Annotated in this window: 17 protein-coding genes and 1 riboswitch; of the genes, 8 read left to right on the top strand and 9 right to left on the bottom strand. The window is 74.0% G+C overall.

Annotated elements, in window-relative coordinates; translation table 11 throughout:
- Positions 1 to 8: 8 nt before the first annotated feature.
- A complete protein-coding gene (locus ABZ016_RS30400; protein WP_356919903.1) occupies positions 9 to 1,232 on the bottom strand; it encodes a 4-hydroxybenzoate 3-monooxygenase in 1,224 nt (407 codons plus the stop codon).
- A 70-nt stretch (positions 1,233 to 1,302) separates the two neighbouring features.
- A complete protein-coding gene (locus tag ABZ016_RS30395) occupies positions 1,303 to 1,710 on the bottom strand; it encodes a CoA-binding protein (protein WP_356919902.1) in 408 nt (135 codons plus the stop codon).
- A gap of 83 nt (positions 1,711 to 1,793) precedes the next feature.
- Positions 1,794 to 1,984: riboswitch (cobalamin riboswitch) on the top strand.
- Between the two features lie 67 nt (positions 1,985 to 2,051).
- On the opposite strand from ABZ016_RS30395, the gene ABZ016_RS30390 reads away from it, so the two are divergent.
- The 7 genes from ABZ016_RS30390 (at position 2,052) to ABZ016_RS30360 (ending at position 7,377) form a co-directional block, all read left to right on the top strand.
- Complete coding sequence (locus ABZ016_RS30390; RefSeq protein ID WP_356919901.1) at positions 2,052 to 3,068, top strand: ABC transporter substrate-binding protein; 1,017 nt, start codon at positions 2,052 to 2,054, stop codon at positions 3,066 to 3,068.
- Positions 3,065 to 4,078, top strand: a complete 1,014-nt coding sequence (locus ABZ016_RS30385) for an iron chelate uptake ABC transporter family permease subunit (protein ID WP_356919900.1) — start codon at positions 3,065 to 3,067, stop codon at positions 4,076 to 4,078. The genes ABZ016_RS30390 and ABZ016_RS30385 overlap by 4 nt, the downstream gene beginning before the upstream one ends.
- Positions 4,075 to 4,878, top strand: coding sequence for an ABC transporter ATP-binding protein (locus ABZ016_RS30380; RefSeq protein WP_356919899.1), 804 nt, complete (start codon positions 4,075 to 4,077; stop codon positions 4,876 to 4,878). The genes ABZ016_RS30385 and ABZ016_RS30380 overlap by 4 nt, the downstream gene beginning before the upstream one ends.
- 58 nt (positions 4,879 to 4,936) lie before the next feature.
- On the top strand, positions 4,937 to 5,701 hold the full coding sequence (locus ABZ016_RS30375) for a hypothetical protein (protein WP_356919898.1): 765 nt from the start codon (positions 4,937 to 4,939) through the stop codon (positions 5,699 to 5,701).
- Complete coding sequence (locus tag ABZ016_RS30370; protein WP_356919897.1) at positions 5,698 to 6,240, top strand: histidine phosphatase family protein; 543 nt, start codon at positions 5,698 to 5,700, stop codon at positions 6,238 to 6,240. The genes ABZ016_RS30375 and ABZ016_RS30370 overlap by 4 nt, the downstream gene beginning before the upstream one ends.
- A gap of 147 nt (positions 6,241 to 6,387) precedes the next feature.
- Positions 6,388 to 6,672 (top strand): hypothetical protein, encoded by a 285-nt coding sequence (locus tag ABZ016_RS30365; protein ID WP_356919896.1) that lies wholly within the window; start codon positions 6,388 to 6,390, stop codon positions 6,670 to 6,672.
- 78 nt (positions 6,673 to 6,750) lie between these two features.
- Positions 6,751 to 7,377 carry a YigZ family protein gene (locus ABZ016_RS30360; protein ID WP_356919895.1) on the top strand — a complete coding sequence of 209 codons (627 nt, stop codon included), beginning with the start codon at positions 6,751 to 6,753 and terminating at the stop codon, positions 7,375 to 7,377.
- A gap of 138 nt (positions 7,378 to 7,515) precedes the next feature.
- On the opposite strand, the gene ABZ016_RS30355 is transcribed toward ABZ016_RS30360, so the two are convergent.
- Positions 7,516 to 9,081, bottom strand: coding sequence for an MFS transporter (locus ABZ016_RS30355; protein WP_356919894.1), 1,566 nt, complete (start codon positions 9,079 to 9,081; stop codon positions 7,516 to 7,518).
- A 112-nt stretch (positions 9,082 to 9,193) separates the two neighbouring features.
- Here ABZ016_RS30355 and ABZ016_RS30350 point away from each other — a divergent pair, with 112 nt between their 5' ends.
- Entirely contained in the window at positions 9,194 to 9,781 is a 588-nt protein-coding gene (locus ABZ016_RS30350) for a MarR family winged helix-turn-helix transcriptional regulator (protein ID WP_356919893.1), read from the top strand.
- Positions 9,782 to 9,836: 55 nt separating this feature from the next.
- Here the strand turns inward: ABZ016_RS30350 and ABZ016_RS30345 are convergent, their stop codons facing one another.
- The 6 genes from ABZ016_RS30345 to ABZ016_RS30320 form a co-directional block, all read right to left on the bottom strand.
- Positions 9,837 to 10,652 (bottom strand): SDR family oxidoreductase, encoded by an 816-nt coding sequence (locus tag ABZ016_RS30345; protein ID WP_356919892.1) that lies wholly within the window; start codon positions 10,650 to 10,652, stop codon positions 9,837 to 9,839.
- A gap of 48 nt (positions 10,653 to 10,700) precedes the next feature.
- Positions 10,701 to 11,693: an aldo/keto reductase family protein gene (locus ABZ016_RS30340; protein ID WP_356919891.1), complete on the bottom strand. Its 993-nt coding sequence runs from the start codon at positions 11,691 to 11,693 to the stop codon at positions 10,701 to 10,703.
- A 110-nt stretch (positions 11,694 to 11,803) separates the two neighbouring features.
- Positions 11,804 to 12,991 carry a 3-deoxy-7-phosphoheptulonate synthase gene (locus ABZ016_RS30335; RefSeq protein WP_356919890.1) on the bottom strand — a complete coding sequence of 396 codons (1,188 nt, stop codon included), beginning with the start codon at positions 12,989 to 12,991 and terminating at the stop codon, positions 11,804 to 11,806.
- Between the two features lie 60 nt (positions 12,992 to 13,051).
- Positions 13,052 to 14,677, bottom strand: coding sequence for an aromatic amino acid ammonia-lyase (locus ABZ016_RS30330; RefSeq protein ID WP_356919889.1), 1,626 nt, complete (start codon positions 14,675 to 14,677; stop codon positions 13,052 to 13,054).
- Positions 14,678 to 14,725: 48 nt separating this feature from the next.
- Complete coding sequence (locus ABZ016_RS30325; RefSeq protein WP_356919888.1) at positions 14,726 to 16,246, bottom strand: amidase family protein; 1,521 nt, start codon at positions 16,244 to 16,246, stop codon at positions 14,726 to 14,728.
- Positions 16,239 to 17,258 carry an acyl-CoA synthetase gene (locus ABZ016_RS30320; protein ID WP_356919887.1) on the bottom strand — a complete coding sequence of 340 codons (1,020 nt, stop codon included), beginning with the start codon at positions 17,256 to 17,258 and terminating at the stop codon, positions 16,239 to 16,241. Before ABZ016_RS30320 ends, ABZ016_RS30325 begins: the two co-directional genes overlap by 8 nt.

Here is a 17,258-nt window from a genome sequence, read left to right as displayed (position 1 = left end):
CGGCCGAGTCAGTACCGCGCGGCCGTCCCGAGGTACTTCTCGGCGAAGGCGGCGGCCGCCACCGGCGATGAGAACAGACGGCGCAGCCGGGCGAGCGACGTGCCCGCGCGGAACGGGTCGCCCGACGCCGCACCGTGGAACACCTCGGACAGCCACTGCGAGAACTCCTGGTAGTCCCACACCCGGCGCAGGCACGCCTGCGCATAGCCGCCGAGGCCGCTGTCGTCCCCGCCCGTGAGGCGGGCCACCAGGGCGTCGCCGAGCAGGAAGGCGTCGTGCAGGGCCAGGTTCATCCCCTTGGCGGCGATGGGCGCGACCAGATGGGCCGCGTCACCGGCCAGGTACAGCCGGCCGTGCACCATCGGCTCGACCACGTAGTCGTGCATGTCCAGCACGCGCTTCTCGATCAGCCGGCCCTCCGCCAGCGGCGGCACACCGGTCGCTCCGAGTCGCTCCTGGAGCTCGGCCCAGACGCGCTCGTGCGGCCAGTTCTCCGGGTCGTCGCCCGGCGGGCACTGAAGGTAGTAGCGGGTCACCTCCGGGCTGCGCGGCATCTGCCCGGCGAACCCGTTGGCGTGGCAGCCGAACAGCACGCAGTCGGCGGACGGCGGTGCCTCGGCGAGCAGGGCCAGCCAGCCGATCCCGTAGTCGTGCCGTGCGACACGGATCCGCTCCGGCGGCAGCGAGGCCCGGGTCACCCCACGGGCCCCGTCGCAGCCCGCCACGAAGTCGCAGTGCACGACCTGCCGTTCACCCGACTCCGGGCAGGTGTACGACACCGAGGGCCGGTCGCTGTCGATGTCGTGCACGCGCACGTCCCGGACCCCGAACCGGACCTGCCCGTCCCGCACGTCGGCGTACTCACGCACCAGGTCGGTCACCAGCAACGGCTGCGGGTAGACGAAGTGATGACTGCCCGTCAACTCGCCGAAGGGAAACCGGAACCGCTCGTTCTCGAACCGGAACTCGCACGCGGTGTGCAGCTCCGCGCGGTCCAGCAGGTTCCGGGCCAGGCCCCGCTTCTCCAGGCCGCGCACGGCCCACTCCTCGATGACACCGGCCCGGGGCCGCTGTTCGACGAACTCCCGGGTCTCGGTCTCCAGCACCAGGCAGTCCACCGAAGCGGCCCGCAGGATGTTGCCGACGGTCAGACCGGCGGGCCCCGCACCCACGACAACGACGGGGAAACATTGCGGGGCACCGGAGTTCGGAGGTGGGGAGGCGTGGATCATGCGCTCATTATGGAGGCACGCCCCGCACGCCACCCGGGGCGGTGGGCCGGCGCCCCGGGGACGGCCACGGTCACCCGAGTCGCGGGATCTCGATCGCCGGGCAGCGGTCCATCACCATCTCCAGGCCCGCCGCGCGGGTCCGGTCGTACGCCTCCGCGTCGACGACACCGAGCTGGAACCACACCGCCCGCGCGCCCTTGGCGACCGCCTCGTCCGCGACCGCACCGGCGAGGTCGCTGTTCACGAACACGTCCACGACGTCCACGTCGAAGGGGATGTCCGCGAGACTCGCGTACCCCCGCTCGCCGTGCACCGTCTCCGCCTTGGGGTGCACGGGCACGACCCGCTTGCCGAACCGCTGGAGCACGGCGGCGACGCCGTACGCCGCGCGTGCCTGGTTCGAGGACAGGCCCACCACGGCCCAGGTGTCGCCGAGATCGGTGAGGATCCTGCGGACCGTTGCCTCGTCGCCGTACATCGGCGGCCTCCTGAGAACGTCACGTATGAGCTGCTCTGTCGGCACAACGACCCAGGGGTGCCGGTGATTCCCCGGCACCCCCGTGATAGCTTGCCGAGGCCAGTCGAACCCATGTACGTGGGTCAGGGAATCCGGTGCGAATCCGGAACTGACGCGCAGCGGTGAGGGGGACGGGCGGGGCCTCGGCCACTGGACGGCGTGCGAGTCGTCCGGGAAGGCGTTCCGCACCGGGTGAACCCGAGTCCGAAGACCTGCTGGCGGCCCCCGCGGCCGCACGCGGCGGGGGAGCACCGTACGACCGGGCTCCGCGATCGGGCCCTCGACGACTGAGGACTGGTTCCGTGCCCCTCGCCCGACCTGCCCGTGCCGCCGTCCTGCTCGCGGCGGGCTCCCTCCTCCTGACCGGCTGCGGCGACGCGAAGCCGACCACCGAGAAGGCCGCCGTCACCCTCGGCAACTGCGGCCACGAGGTCCGCGTCCCGGCCGCGCCCGAGCATGCCGTCTCCCTCAACCAGGGCACCACCGAGATCATGCTCTCCCTCGGCCTCGCCGACCGCATGGCGGGCACGGCCACCTGGACCGACCCGGTGATGAAGGGCCTGGCGAAGGCGAACGCGAAGGTGCCGCGCATCGCCGACGACAACCCGTCGTTCGAACGGGTGCTGGACGCCGATCCCGACTTCGTCGCCGCGTCCTTCGTCTCCACCCTCGGCAAGGGCGGCGTCGCCACCCGTGAGCAGTTCGAGAAGCTCGGCGTGCCCACCTACGTCTCCCCGTCCGACTGCGCCGGGAAGGACAACTCGGCCGGCGGCGACGGCGCGCGCGGCAAGGCGCTGGGCATCGACACGATCTACCGCGAAGTACGGGACCTGGCGACCGTGTTCGGGGTGAGAGAACGCGGCGACGAACTCGTGGCCTCCCTCCAGCGGCGGATGCGGAAGGCCACCCAGGGCGTCGACGCCTCCGGCGTCACCCTCCTGTACTGGTTCGCCAACTCCGAGTCGCCCTACATGGCGGGCTGCTGCGGAGCCCCCGGCATCATCACCCGTGCCCTCGGTGCGAAGAACGTCTTCGACGACACGCACGAGGAGTGGCCGCAGATCAACTGGGAGACGGTCGCCGACCGCGATCCGGACGTCCTCGTCATCGGCGACCTCACGCGCAAGTCGCAGACCGCGGAGTCGGCCGCGAAGAAGATCGCCTTCCTGGAGTCCAACCCCGTCACCAGGAACATGGACGCGGTCCGGCACAAGCGGTACGTGCTGCTCAGCGGGCAGGCCATGAACCCGGCCATCCGCACGGTCGAGGGCGTGGAACAGGTCTCCGCCGGACTGCGTGAGTTCGGGCTCGTGAAGTGACCGTTCGCGCACTGTCCCTCGGCGCCGGCGGGATCTTCCTGCTGGCCGTCTCCCTGGCCCTGGCGATCACCGTCGGCCCGGCCGACATCCGGGTCGCCGACGTGTGGTCCGTGGTCGCCGCCCACCTGGGGCTCGGCGGCTCCGACCTGACACCGATCCGGGACGGCATCGTCTGGCAACTGCGGCTGCCGCGCACCCTGCTCGCGGCCGTGTGCGGCGCGGGGCTGGCCGTGTGCGGGGCGGTGATGCAGTCGCTGCTGCGCAACCCGCTGGCCGACCCGTTCGTGCTCGGCGTGTCCTCGGGCGCCTCCACCGGCGCGGTCCTGGTCGTCGTCCTGGGCGTGGGCGGCGGTGCCGTCTCGCTGTCCGCGGGCGCGTTCCTCGGCGCCCTGGTCTCCTTCGCGCTGGTGCTGCTGCTCAGCCACTCCCTGGGCGGCACCACCGACCGGGTCGTCCTGGCGGGTGTCGCCGCCATGCAGCTCTTCTCCGCGCTCACCTCCTTCGTCGTGCTGACCTCCGCCGACGCCGAGACGACCCGCGGGGTGCTGTTCTGGCTGCTCGGATCGCTCAGCGGCGCGGGCTGGACCGACGTGTGGCTGTGCCTGGCCGTGCTGGCCGTGACGCTGGTGGTGTGCCTGTCCTACGCCCGTACCCTCGACGCCTTCGCCTTCGGGCAGGACGCGGCGGCCGCCCTCGGGGTGTCCGTGGCCCGCACCCGGCTGGTCCTGCTGTGCGTCACGGCCCTGCTCACGGCCGCGCTGGTCAGCTCGGCGGGGGCGATCGGCTTCGTCGGACTGGTCCTGCCGCACGCCGCCCGCGCCCTGGCCGGCCCCGGCCACGCGCGGCTGCTCCCGGTCACCGCCCTCGCCGGCGCGGTGTTCCTGGTGTGGGTGGACACCCTGGCCCGCACGGCCCTCGATCCGCAGGAGGTACCGGTGGGAGTCGTGACGTCGCTGATCGGGGTGCCGGCGTTCGTGGCGGTGCTCTACCGGACGCGGAGGGTGCGATGAGCGACACGGTCCAGCGGGCCTCCTCGACGACCGGGCTCCGGGCCGACCGGGTCAGCCGTCGCGCCGACGGGCGCCTCATCCTCGACGGCGTCGTCCTCGCTCCGGACACCGGCTCCACCGTCGGCGTCCTCGGCCCGAACGGCTCCGGCAAGTCCACGCTGCTGCGGCTGCTGGCCGGGCTGCTCACGCCGACCGCCGGGGTCGTCACCCTCGACGGCACCCCGCTGGGCGAGCTGCCCCGCCGTACCGTCGCCCGCCGCCTCGCGGTGGTCGAGCAACAGGTCGACACGCAGGTCGAGTTGACGGTCGTGGACGTGGTCCGGCTGGGCCGGGTGCCGCACCGCCGCGCCTGGACGCCCGGCACGGCGGACGACGAGCGGGCGGTGCGCGCCGCCCTGGAGCGCACCGGCCTCGCCGACCGGGCCGGCCAGCCCTGGCACACCCTCTCGGGCGGTGAACGCCAGCGGGTCCAGATCGCCCGCGCGCTCGCCCAGGAGCCGTGCGAACTCCTCCTCGACGAGCCCACCAACCACCTCGACATCCACCACCAGCTCGACCTGCTCGCGCTGGTCACCGGCCTGCCGGTCACCACCGTCGTCGCCCTGCACGACCTCAACCTCGCGGCGATGTACTGCGACCGGGTCGTCGTCCTGAGCGCGGGCCGGGTCGTGGCGTCCGGCGCCCCCGGTGACGTCCTCACGGAGGAGCTCCTCGCCGAGGTGTACGGCGTCCGGGCCGCCGTCAGCCGTGAAGGCCCCGAACACCGGCCCCACGTACGCTTCCTGGGCACACTGACATGAGTGGAGGGCGTGTCATCGGTGCGGAGAATCTCGCCACGGTGGCCGGAAAGTGCCGGACATGCCTGCATGTGCGCGCCCACCCGCCTACGCTCGCCTCGTGCTGCGCATCACCGACGCCCGTACCGGCGAGCCCGTCGACGCCGCCCCCGCCCGCCGGGGCCTGACCCGTGTCGAGGTGCACGCGTCCGGCTTCGACACGACGAACCTGCGGGTGCTGCTCGTCGCGGACGTGCTCGTCCGGACCCTGGAACTCGGCGGCACACCCGTGTGGGCCCTGCTGACCGGCGGCCGGCGACAGGCGGAGCTGCGAGCGGGCGCCACGGCGCTCGGCATCCGGCCGTTCGAGGACAGTCCCGACGTGAGCGCCGGGCTGGGCGAGGCCCAGGTGATCCATGTGGCCGGCGAGGGCGACGCGACGACCGACGGGGTGCGGATCGACGTCGCCCCGGCTCACCCCGAGAACCCGGGCACATCGGACGGCACCGACCCCGCGGTCCTGCGCCTCGCCCTGCTCACCCGTCACCACGACACACCCGTCCGGCTGGAGGAGGCCGTCCTCGACGAGGCCCGCGGCACCCTCGCCCGCTGGCGCGGTGCGGTCGCCCGCTGGGCGCGGCAGCCCTCGCGACCCGTCCCCGACGAGGTGCGCGGGCGGCTGCGGGACGCCTGGGAGGACGACCTGGACGTCCCGCGCGTGCTGGACGTGCTGCGCCGGGTGGAGACCGAGCCGGACCTGCCGGACGGCGCGCGTTTCGAGACGTTCGCCTACGCCGACCGGCTCCTCGGCCTCGACCTCACCCGCGACCTGGGAGCCCCGTCGTGATCGACCGCACCGCGGCGCGCCCGCTGCGCCGCCTGGCCGTGCTGCGGCACGCCAAGTCCGCCTGGCCCGTGGACGTCGCCGACCACGAGCGCCCACTGGCCCCGCGTGGCCGCCGGGACGCCCCCGCCGCCGGGCGGGCCCTGGCCGAGGCCGACTGCCTGCCGGACCTCGCCCTGTGCTCCACCGCCGAACGCGCCCGCCGGACCTGGGACCTGGCCGCCGCCCAGTGGGGCACACCGCCGCCGGTCCGGTACGACCGGCGCCTGTACGCCGCGAACCCCGCCGGTCTGCTGGCCGTCGTGCACGAGGTGTCCGCCGAGGTGGAGACCTTGCTGCTGATCGGCCACAACCCCGGAGTGGAGGAGCTGGTCCTGGCACTCGCCGGTGACGGTCTCGACGACACCCTGGAACGGGTCCGCACGAAGTTCCCCACCTCGGCGATCGCCGTCCTGTCCTGGCACGGCCCGACCTGGCGCGACCTCGTCCCGGGCAGTGCGCTGCTCACGTCCGTGACCGTGGCCCGGGGCGCGAAGATGTAGCCCGGTTCAGCTCACGGGTGGGGGCCTTTCCGGTGATTTGCGCCGGGCTCGCGCTGGGCGCGGGTGCCGTGGCGGGTACGCCGTCTGCGAAGAACGGCCTTCAACGAGGCCTTCAGGACCGGCCTTGCGATCCATGAGGAGCGAGCCATGCACGCAGTGATTCGGCGGTACGAAGGGGTGACCGACCCGGCTGAGGCGGGACGCCGGGTGAACGAGGGGTTCGTGCCGCTCCTCCAGCAGGTCCCGGGCTTCGTGGCCTACTACTGGGTCGACGCCGGTGGCGGGGTGATGGTGTCGACCAGCGTCTTCCAGGACCGGGCCGGCGCCGAGGAGTCGACCCAGCGGGCAGGGGGATTCGTACGGGACCGTCTCGCCGAGCTGCTGCCCAATCCGCCCCAGGTCACCGCCGGTGAGGTCGTGGCCCAGGCGTAGCGGAGGTCTCGTCGGAGCCGGCTGACCGGGGGGCGACGCGGGGGCGGACCCCCTCGACCACCGGATTAGGCTGGCCGGATGCAGGACGAATACCGCACGGTCGCCGGCGCGGGCGTGCACGAGACCGAGGTCAACCGCTCCCGCTTCCTGTGCACCCTCGCCCCGGCGGCGACCGAGCGGGAGGCGCAGGACTTCATCGCCGCGGTCCGCAAGGAACACGCGGACGCCAACCACAACTGCTGGGCCTACGTCATCGGTGCCGACGCCTCCGTCCAGAAGGCGAGCGACGACGGCGAACCCGGCGGCACCGCCGGCGTCCCCATGCTCCAGATGCTGCTGCGCCGCGACATGCGGTACGTCGTCGCCGTCGTCACCCGCTACTTCGGCGGGGTCAAACTCGGGGCCGGCGGACTCATCCGGGCATACGGCGGAGCGGTCGGCGAGGCGCTGGACACCCTCGGTACCCGCACGCGCCGCAGGTTCCGGCTCGCCACGGTCACCGTCGACCACCAGCGGGCCGGCAAGCTCGAGAACGACCTGCGCACCACCGGCCGAGAGGTGCGGGATGTGCGCTACGGGGAGGCGGTCACCCTCGAGATCGCCCTCCCGGACACCGACGTGCCCGCGTTCCGGACGTGGCTCGCCGACGCGACGGCAGGAACGGCCGCCTTCGAGCCGGGCGGGGAGACCTACGGCGACGCCTGACACACGGTCATGGCCGGTGCGCAGCCCGCCCGTGCTGGGGCGGGCCATCGAGTCGTCACCCGCAAGGACGCGAGGCTCTGCCCCTCGGCAGGATCAGGCCGAGGGGCAGAGGCAGGGGACTCCCGGTGTGCGCGGCGGTTATCGGGCCGTGCCGACGTCGGCGGGCTCGGGCCGCTCTTCGGTGCCCGGGGCGGGCGCACCCGTCGCGGGGTCCGGGGTCGCGGGGGCGCGGCCCAGGCGGAGGGCGAGCAGTGCGGTGCCCACGGCGAGGGCCGCGAGGACGTACGCGGTGAGGTCGAAGGCGTCGGCGAACTCGGACATGCCGGTGCCCGGACCGGGCTCCTGGGGATTGGTCCCCAGGAACGCGCGGTACAAGGCCCCGATGATCGCCACGCCGAACGCCATGCCCGCCTGGGTGACGGTGTTGAGCACACCCGATCCGGCGCCCGCGTCGTCCGGGTGCACCCGGGACAGGACGGTGTCCACCAGGGGGGCGACGACCAGACCCTGCCCGAATCCGGAGACGCCCATCACCGCCGCGAGCCCGATCGCCTGGCTCGTGCCGGTCAGCCCGGTGACCGCGGGCACCGCGACCAGCCCGGCCGCCATGACCAGGCCGCCCGCCACCGACACCCCGATGCCGAACCGCGCGGCGAGCCCGCGGCAGGCCGCCGAGGCGGCGATGAACCCGAGGCCGAGCGGCACGAAGACCATGCTCGCCGCCAGCGGTGTCAGCCGGAGGCCCGACTGGAGGTGGTAGGTGAGCACCAGGAACAGCCCGGCGTTGCCGGAGAAGAACAGCAGCACCGTGCCCATGCTGAGCGGGAAGCCCTTGGCCCGCAGCAGCCGGCTCGGCAGCAGCGGGTCGTTGCCCCGGGACTCCGTCCGCCGCTCCCAGCGCAGGAAGGCCCAGGTGCCGGCCGCGCTCAGGGCGAAACAGCCGTACGTCCACCACGGCCAGCCGTGCTCACCGCCGAGGATCAGCGGGATGAGCACCAGCGGCAGCAGCACGGCCGTGAAGACGACACCGAGGAGGTCCAGGCGCGGCACGTCCGCGCTGCGGCTCTCCGTGACGGCGGGCACGGCCGCGCACAGGATCGCCGCGCCGATCGGCACGTTGATCAGGAAGATCATGCGCCACCCGAGACCGGCCACGTCGAGGTCGAGCAGCAGACCGCCGCCGACGAGACCGGCGATGACCCCCGCACCGATGGAGGCACCGTAGGCGCCGACGGCCCGGGCCCGGTCGCGTTCGTGCACGAAGACGGCCCGGATGAGGGAGAGCACCTGCGGGGTCATCACCGCGGCCGACAGGCCCTGCAGCACCCGGGCCGCGATCAGCGTCGCCGGGCTGGGCGCGAGCGCGCACAGCAGGGAGGTCAGGGTGAAGGTGGCCACCCCGTACTGGAAGGTGCGCCTGCGGCCGATCCGGTCGCCGAGCCGCCCGCCGGTTACCATGCCCGCTGCGTAGGCGATCACGTAACCGTCGATCACGAACTGGAGTTGGCCGAACCCGGCGTTCAGGTCCGCCTGGATGCCCGGAGCCGCGACGTTCACGATGAACATGTCGATCTGGCTCATGAACATCGCGAGCAGGACCACGGTGAGACCCGCCCAGTCCCGCCCGGTGGCGCGGGTGGGGCCGGTAGTGGTGGAGGCCCCGGCTCCGGCCTTCGGACTCGCTTTCGTTGTCACTGTGCGCATATCACCACTCGTTGTCGAACGTGCGCTGGTCGAGGGGGTGCGCCGAAGCACCGATGTTTGTTTAGCGCTAAATTCAGATCTAAATGTATCAGGCGAGTGGAGGGCAGGCCTCATGAGGTCATCGGAACGAAGCGATCGCCGGCCGGCACAGGACGACCCGGCGGACGCCATCGCGGCCGCCTGGAGCCGTGAGCGGCCCCAGACTCCGGTGGGCTCCATCGGCGTGGTCACGAGGATCTGGCAACTCGCCAAGCACTTCGGCGACGACCGCCGGCGGGTGCTCGCCGAGGCCGGGGTCGACCCCGCCACCCTGGACCTGCTCAGCGTGCTGCGGCGCAGCGGGCCCCCCTACACCATGAGCACCCGGGACCTCGCCGGGCACTCCCTGGTCACCGCGGGCGCCATCTCACAGCGGGTCGCACGCGCCGAGCGCGACAACCTCGTCACCCGCCGCCCCGCCCCCGGGCGCAGCCGCGCGGTCCTCGTCGAACTGACCCCGGCCGGGCACGAGTTGGTGGAACGCACCGTGGACCGGGTGCTGGCCCGCGAGGCGCAGCTGCTGGAGCGCCTCGGGCCGGAGCGGCGTGAAGCGCTCGCCGAGCTGCTGCGCGAACTGCTCGACGACGTACAGGACGAGCTGAAGGTGCAGGGGGTCTCCCACGTGGGGCACGAGGGCCTGGACCAGCCCGGCCACGGCTGAGCCCGGCCGGTGATCCGGCCGGGCTCTCCCCCCGGGGAACGGAACCGGCTCCGGCTCAGTAGCCGTACGCGCTCGGCGCGTTCTGCCCGCCGTCCACCGGGACGTTCGCGCCGTTGACGGCCCGTGCCCGGTCCGAGAGCAGGAAGGCGATCACCTCGGCGACGTCCCGCGGGTCGACCAGGCGGCCGCCGGGGAACTCCTTCTCGAACTCGCGGTAGGCCCGCGGGTCCTCGTCCCGGAGCCTCGCCCAGCCCTTGCCCTCGATGAGCATGGAGCCGGGCGAGACACTGTTGACCCGGACCCCGCGCGGCCCCAGCTCACGGGCCAGGGACGCGGCCATGTGAATCTGCGCCGCCTTGGCCGCCGCGTACTGCGCGGGCGGGGCCGGCTTCCAGCCGGAGATCGAGGAGACCAGCACGGCGCCGCCCCCCGTCGCGGCCAGGTGATCGGCGGCCTCGCGCAGCGCGATCGCCGGGTGTGTGACGTTGAGCCGGTACGTCTGGTCCCAGTCGTACGGTTCCGTGGCGCGCAGGTCGGCGCCCCGTACCCCGCCGGCGACCGTCACGAGGCCGTCCACCCGGCCGAGCCGGGCGGCCGACTCGTGCACGAACGCCGCGAGGGCCAAGTCGTCGAGCACGTCCAGCCGCCGGATGTGCGGGGTGCGCCCGTGCCGGGCGCGCACCTCCTCGGCCACCGCGTCCAGCGAGGCGGGGTCGCGACCGCACACGGCGAGATCGCACCCCTGTGCGGCGAGCCGGAGCGTGGTCGCCCGGCCCAGCCCGCGGCTGCCGCCGGTGACGATCACCGCCCGCCCGGCCGGGCCGGGCGCGCCGGACTCCCGTACGCCGTCCCTGCCGTCCGTGTCGTCCACGCCGTCATGCTCCTCTCCTCGTCCGTTTCCCCGTTCCCCCTGAGGTGCTCAGCCCGTCCTCGCCGGGTCCCGCACGACGTACGCCGAGAGGATCTCGTCGATGCGGTCGAGCACGGACTGCTCCAGACGCACGCCGGAGGCCGCCGCGTTCTCCTTGACCTGCTCGGGGCGGCTCGCGCCGATGATGGCCGCCGAGACGGACGGGTTCTGCAGGACCCATGCGACCGCCAGCTGGCTCATCGTCAGTCCGAGGTCGGAGGCGACCGGGCCCAGCTCCTGGACGGCCCGCAGGGCCCCCTCGTCGTTCATCCAGTGGCCGACGAGCATGTCGACGAAGCCCTTGCCGGCCTCGGCGCTCGCCCGGGAGCCCGCGGGCGCCGCAGCGCCGGGCAGGTACTTGCCGCTCAGGATGCCCTGCGCCAGGGGCGACCAGACGACCTGGCCGAGCCCCTCCCGCTCGCACGCGGGCACGACCTGCGACTCGATGACCCGCCACAGCATGGAGTACTGCGGCTGACTGGCGACCAGCGGGACGCGCAGCTCCCGGGCCAGGCCCGCGGCGCGGCTGATCTGCTCGGAGGTCCACTCGCTCACCCCGACGTACAGGACCTTGCCCGAGCGGACCAGGTCCGCGAAGGCGAGCATGGTCTCCTCGAGCGGCACGTCCGGGTCGGGACGGTGGGCGTAGTAGATGTCGACATAGTCGGTGCCCAGGCGGCGCAGCGAGCCCTCGCAGCCCTCGATGACGTGCTTGCGGGACAGGCCACGGTCGTTGGGGCCCGGGCCCACCGGGTGGCAGACCTTGGTGGCGAGCACCAGGCCCTCGCGGCGCTGACCGGCGAGCGCCTTGCCGAGCACGGTCTCGGCCCGGGTCTCGGCATACACGTCGGCGGTGTCGAAGGTGGTGATGCCCGCGTCGAGCGCGGCCCGCACGCAGGCGTGGGCCGCCTCCTCGTCGATCTGGGCACCGTGGGTGATCCAGTTGCCGTAGGCGATCTCGCTGATCACGAGGCCGCTCCGGCCGAGCCGGCGGAACTCCATGTGCTGTGTCCCCTTCTCTGTTCAGCTTCTCGTACATTCGTTTTCGGGTGTCGTGGGGCATCCCGGCGGCGCGCGTGCGGGCGTCGTGCCGGGCCGGCCGGGCCGCCGCCTCACAGCAGGGCCGCCGTGCGGGTCACCACCTCGCGGGCCTGGCGCGGACTGAGCCGCGGGTCGCAGGCCGACTCGTAGCGGGGAAGCGGGGTGGCCGACGCCAGTTCCTCGGCCGTGTCGACGCACTCGGTGACCGGGCCGTGGGCCGTCTCCAGCATCAGACCGGCCGGACGCAGGCCGTGCGCGTGCAGCGTCGACACGAATCCCTCGATCTCCGCCATCACGTCGGCGACCGCCCGGCTCTTCTGCCCGGCGCCGTTGACCCGGGTGTTGCCGTGCATCGGGTCGCAGATCCAGGCCACACCGGCGGCCTCGTCGCCGAGCGCCCTCAGCACGGCGGTCAGGCCCGGGGCGATGTGATCCCGCCCCATGCGCACGATCAGGGAGAGCCTGCCGGGACGGCTCCGGTCGCCGAGCAGCCGCACCAGGGTGCGCACCTCCTCGGGCGGCGCCCCGGGGCCGATCTTCACGCCGACGGGGTTGCTGATCGCGGCGGCGAACTGCACGTGCTGGTGGTCGGGTTGACGGGTCCGGTCGCCGACCCACAGGAAGTGCCCGGAGGAGCCGTAGCGGCCCCCGTCCGCGTCGGGGCGCACCAGGGCCTGCTCGTACTCCAGGAGCAGCGCCTCGTGCCCGGCGTACGTGCGCTGCGGCGCCGACCGCCCGGCCAGGCCCATGTCCCTCTCCAGCAGGGTGCTCAGGGTGATGCCGGCGTTCCGGTGGGCCAGCAGCAGCCGGGAGGGGAGCGCGATCCGTGCGGCCAGGGTGGGCTCCGGGGCGTTGACCGCGTCCCCGCGGTAGACGGGCAGCACCGTGCCGTCGGACAGCGTCTCGGTCGGCTTCGAGCGCGGCTTCGCGTACTGCCCGGCGATCCGCCCCATCCGGACGGCGGGCAGACCACTGGCGTCGGTGAACTCGTCGGCGAGCGCGTGCAGTTCGTCCGCCTTGGCAAGGACGGTCTCGGGGTTGGCGTCGGCGAACCGCTCGGCGCACTCACCGGCCTGGAGTACGAAGGCCTCGCCGCGGGCGGCCTGTCCGAGTTCGGCGGTGAGGTCGGCGCAGGCCGTGGCGTCGACCAGCGGAGGCTTGGCCTCCAGCGAGAGCAGGACCTCCTTGAGCTCGTCGAGCGAGGCCCATTCGGGCTGTTGCAGGGCACGGGCCGGCAACAGCAGGCGCGTGGCGGTCATGGTCTTCCTCCATGGGCGGGGCGGGTTCGGGCACTTGAGCCGGATTCGGCGGGCGCCGCGTCACACGACGGCAGCGGCGTCGGCTTCTGTGCGGATGTCATCGAGGCCCGCACCGGCGTCACGGTGTGGGCCGGGGCTGGTGACGGAGGCCGGCAGATGGCGGGCCCGGGCCAGTTCGGCCGCCCGGGCGATCTCTCCGGCGAGCGGACGGTCCTGGTCCAGGGGCGGGAACTCCTCCCGCAGGCGCCGCCACAGCGGCCGCTCCTCCGGGTCCTGGTGCGCGTTCAGGTGCGCGAGCTGGTTGACCGCGAGGAGCAGCGAGCCGAGGATCCACCAGGCCCGTTCGGTCATCTCGGCGACGGCGTTGGCGCTGTTGAGGGCGAGCGGCACCTGGTCCTGGTTGTGCAGATTGGTCGGTACGGCGGTGAACGACGCCGGATGACCCAGCTGGCGCAGCCGGCCCAGATGCGAACTCGCCGCGATCTGCACACCGGCGAAGCCGCTCCCGGCACCCGGCCGTGGCGTCAGCAGCGGGGGCAGGCCGCCGTTGGCCGCCGGGTCCAGCACCAGGGCGAGCTGTCGCTCCAGCAGATAGGCCACCTGGTGCACGCAGGAGGCGTGTGTCTCGCTGCCGAACATCACTGGCGCGGCGTGGAAGTTGCCGCCGTGCAGCAGGGTGCCGTCCACCAGGACGGGGTTGTCGCTGCACCCCTCGGCCTCGTCGACCAGGACCGAACCCTGGAGGTCCAGCTGGTCCAGCACGGCTCCCAGGACCTGCGGGGCGCACCGCAGCGAATAGCGTTCCTGGAGCGGGCGGTCCGGGCCGGGGGCCGTGCCCGTACCGGCGCCCGAGGCGGCGCGTTCCGCCCGGATCCACGCGGCGGCCGTCCGCTGCCCGGGCTGGTTGCGGACCCCCTGAAGGGCGTCCTCGTAGGGCTCGCCCGAGGCACCGAGCAGCGCGGCCGTTCGGCCGGTGACCTCAGCGGCGGCCCGGGTGAGCGCACCGAGGTCCCGGTGCGTGTGCAGAGCGCGGGCCAGACACGCGCTGCTGCCGTTGACGAAGGCGAGCGCCGACCGCGCCTCCCAGAGGACGGGCGGCAGTCCCAGGGCGGCCAGCACGGCCGACGCGTCCTCGCGCCGCCAACCACCCTCGGCGTCCCGGCGCCAGGCCTGGCCGCCGCCCGCGCTCTGCGCGGCGAACGCCAGGGCGGCGTGCGCCAGCGGCACCAGGTCACCGCTGGCGCTCAGGCTGCCCTCGCTCGGCACCACGGGGACGAAGCCCGCGTTCAGCAGACCGGCGAGCCGCCGCCACGTCTCCGGTGCGACACCGGAGTGGCCGAGCGCCATGCCGCGCAGCCGGAGCCGGACCATGGTGCGGGTCACGTCCGGCGGCAGTGGTTCGCCCTGCCCGGTCGCCAGGTGCGAGATGAGGCCGAGCCCCTGACGGGCCGGGTCGGGGTCCGCGGGATGGTCGACCAGCGGGCCGAAGCCATGGGTGACCCCGTAGACCCGCCGGGAGCCGTCCAGGCCGGTCAGGGTGCGGCGGGCCGCCGCCATACGGGCCTCCTCGGCGGCCGTCAGTTCCAGTGGCGCGGTACCGCGGTCCAGCAGGTCCGCCACCAGCGTGTCGGGTGAACGGCTGTCGTCGGGAGAACGGCTGTCGTCGGATGAGCGGGGGAGGGACATCGGTACCTTCCGTCGTCCTGGCGTCGGCGGGTGTGCTGGCGCACCGCTCTAGCCGGGCGCGAAGCCGAGCGGACCGACCGCCTCCTCCAGCAGACCGGCCAGCCGGATCAGCAGCGGTTCGTGGTCGCGGCGGGCGATGAGCTGCACGCACAGCGGCGCGCCGCGCTCGTCCCGGTCGACCGGCATGGTGAGCGCGGGCAGCCCGGCGAAGCTGGCGAGCGGCGTGTAGGCCACGCGCAGGTCGTAGTCGGGGTCCCCCGGCGCCGGGATGGTCGACACCCGGGCGCCGGCGGTGGCGAGGTCCGGCGGCGCGGCCGGGTCCAGGGGCAGCAGCCAGGCGTCCACGCCCGCGGCGTCGAAGTCGCCCTCGACCGTGGCGCGGGTGTGCGCCAGGCGCTCCAGGATCCAGGCGTAGCGGTCGTCCTGGACCTTCGCCCCGACCTCCAGGGCCCCTCGGGTGGTCTCGTGCAGATCGGCGGGCACCCAGGGCCGCCACAGCTGGTAGGCGTCCCAGGCCTGACGCGCGCACAGCTCCCAGGCGGGTCCGCGCAGTGCCCACAGGTCGTCGACCCGTACCTGGCCCAGCCGCTGGCCGCTCACCTCCAGGAACCCGCAGGCCGCGTCCAGGGCCCGGCGCATGACGGGGCCGCAGGTGCCCTCGGGCCCGTCCACGTTCGCGACGACGCCGATCCGGTACGGACCTTCGCCGGCCGGACGCTGTGCGCCGAGCCGGTCCAGCCCGAGGAGCGGCCACAGGTACGCCAGGTCCGCCGCGCTGCGGGTGGCCCAGCCGAGGGCGTCCATGGGCGGGGAGAGCGGGAAGACACCCTCCAGCAGCGAGGTCCGCTGGGTCATCCGCAGGCCCACCGTCCCGCACTGCCCTGCGGGCCAGCGCACCGAGCCGAGCACGTCGGTGCCGAGGCCGAGGTCGCAGATGCCGGCGGCGACGGAGACGGCCGTGCCGGTGCTGGACCCGCCCGGGTCGATCCGCGGCGCGTACGGGTTGACGCACTCCGACCCCACCCCGATGTTGAGCTCGGTGGTGACGACCTTGGCGGTCACGGCCGCGAGAGCGCCCGGCAGGGCGGCGATCGCGGGGTTCGAGACCCGGGCGTGGTGGCGGTGGCCGCGCAGACCCAGCCTGGTGGGGAAACCGGCCACGTCCACGGTGTCCTTCACGCCCACGCGCACCGGCGGGGCGTCCGGGCCGAGCGGGGCGCGCTGGACGCAGGCCCGGTAGCGGGCGTCCGCCAGGTCGGACCAGGCGGCCTCCGCGGTACGCCACTCCTCGGCGTCCAGCGTGCCCCGGGTCCGGGCCGCCACCCGCTCCGGCAACGGCAACGCCATCGGTGCGCCGGGCACCGGCGCCTCGGGCGCGACGGTCCAGCGGGCCTGCCGCGCGTAGCCGGTGATGGCCTCCTGCGGGGTGGGGGCGTCCTGCGGTGCGGGAGCGGTGGTGGCGCCGGGCACCGTGGCGGTGGTGGAGCCGCCCCGCGATGGGGCGGTGGTGGTGGCGTCCTGCGATGGGGCGGTGGTGGTGGCGTCCTGCGGTGTGAGGGCGTCAGACATGCTCGGCCTCCTGGGCGGGGCGGGCGGCGGCGATGAGCTCGGTGGTGAGGACCTTGCCGGTGGCGCTGCGCGGGATACGGGGGACGCGGTGCACGGCCCGCGGCGCGGGCAGCCCGGAGGGCAGCCGGCCCAGCCGCCGGCGCAGGGCCACCGGGTCGACCGTTTCGGGCCCGGCGTAGAACACCTCGTAGTGCTCGCCGCGGACCGGGTCGCTGACGGGCGCGCAGACGAGGTCCAGGCCCGGGCAGCGGTCGCGGGCCATGTCCTCCACGTGGGCCAGGTCGCAGCGCACGCCGTTCACCTTCACCAGCCGGGACGCGCGCCCCAGGTGGTGAAAGGTGCGCGGGCCCACCGGGGCCACGAGGTCCGGCATCTCCCAGTCGTCCGGGGGCGCTTCGGCGCCGGAGGGGCGGGCCAGCCGCGGACTGCCGACCCGCAGTCGCCGGGCCGCTCCGTCGGCGTCGGCACGGGTGCCGGGCAGCACCTCCACGTCGGGCAGCAGACGCCAGGGCACAGCGTCGGTGTGCTCGCCGGCGATCGGGCGGTGGGCGACGGCCCCGGTCTCGGTGGAGCCGAGGAGTTCGTGCGCCCGGAACCCGGTGTCGGCGAGGCGTCCGGCGACCAGGTGGGCCGCCGGTGTGGCCGGGCCCGTGCTGTGCAGGGCCGTGACCCTGCCGTGTCGTGCCAGGGCCGGGGCGTGCCGGGCGAGGAGCTGCCAGGTGGAGGGCAGGCAGACCAGGAGAGTGGGAACCCCGTCCTCGAGCCGCGGCACGCTGAGCGGCTGGTCCCAGAGGCCGGTCACCGGGATGTCCCGGAGCCGGGGCAGCTCGTGTCCGTACAGCCGGCCGTAGAGGTGGCCCGGGGGAGCGTAGGACACGATGCGGCCGAACCGGGCGGAACCCAGCACCGCGTCGTGCACCAGCTCCGCCTCTGCCCGCAACTGGGCCTCGGTGCGCAGCCAGGTCACCGGCGGGCCGGTGCTGCCGGAGGTGGCGAAGGCGATGTCGGGCAT

This window comes from Streptomyces sp. NPDC006372, assembly GCF_040612515.1.
Classification (GTDB): Bacteria; Actinomycetota; Actinomycetes; order Streptomycetales; family Streptomycetaceae; genus Streptomyces.
This window is presented reverse-complemented; position numbering and strand designations above follow the sequence as displayed.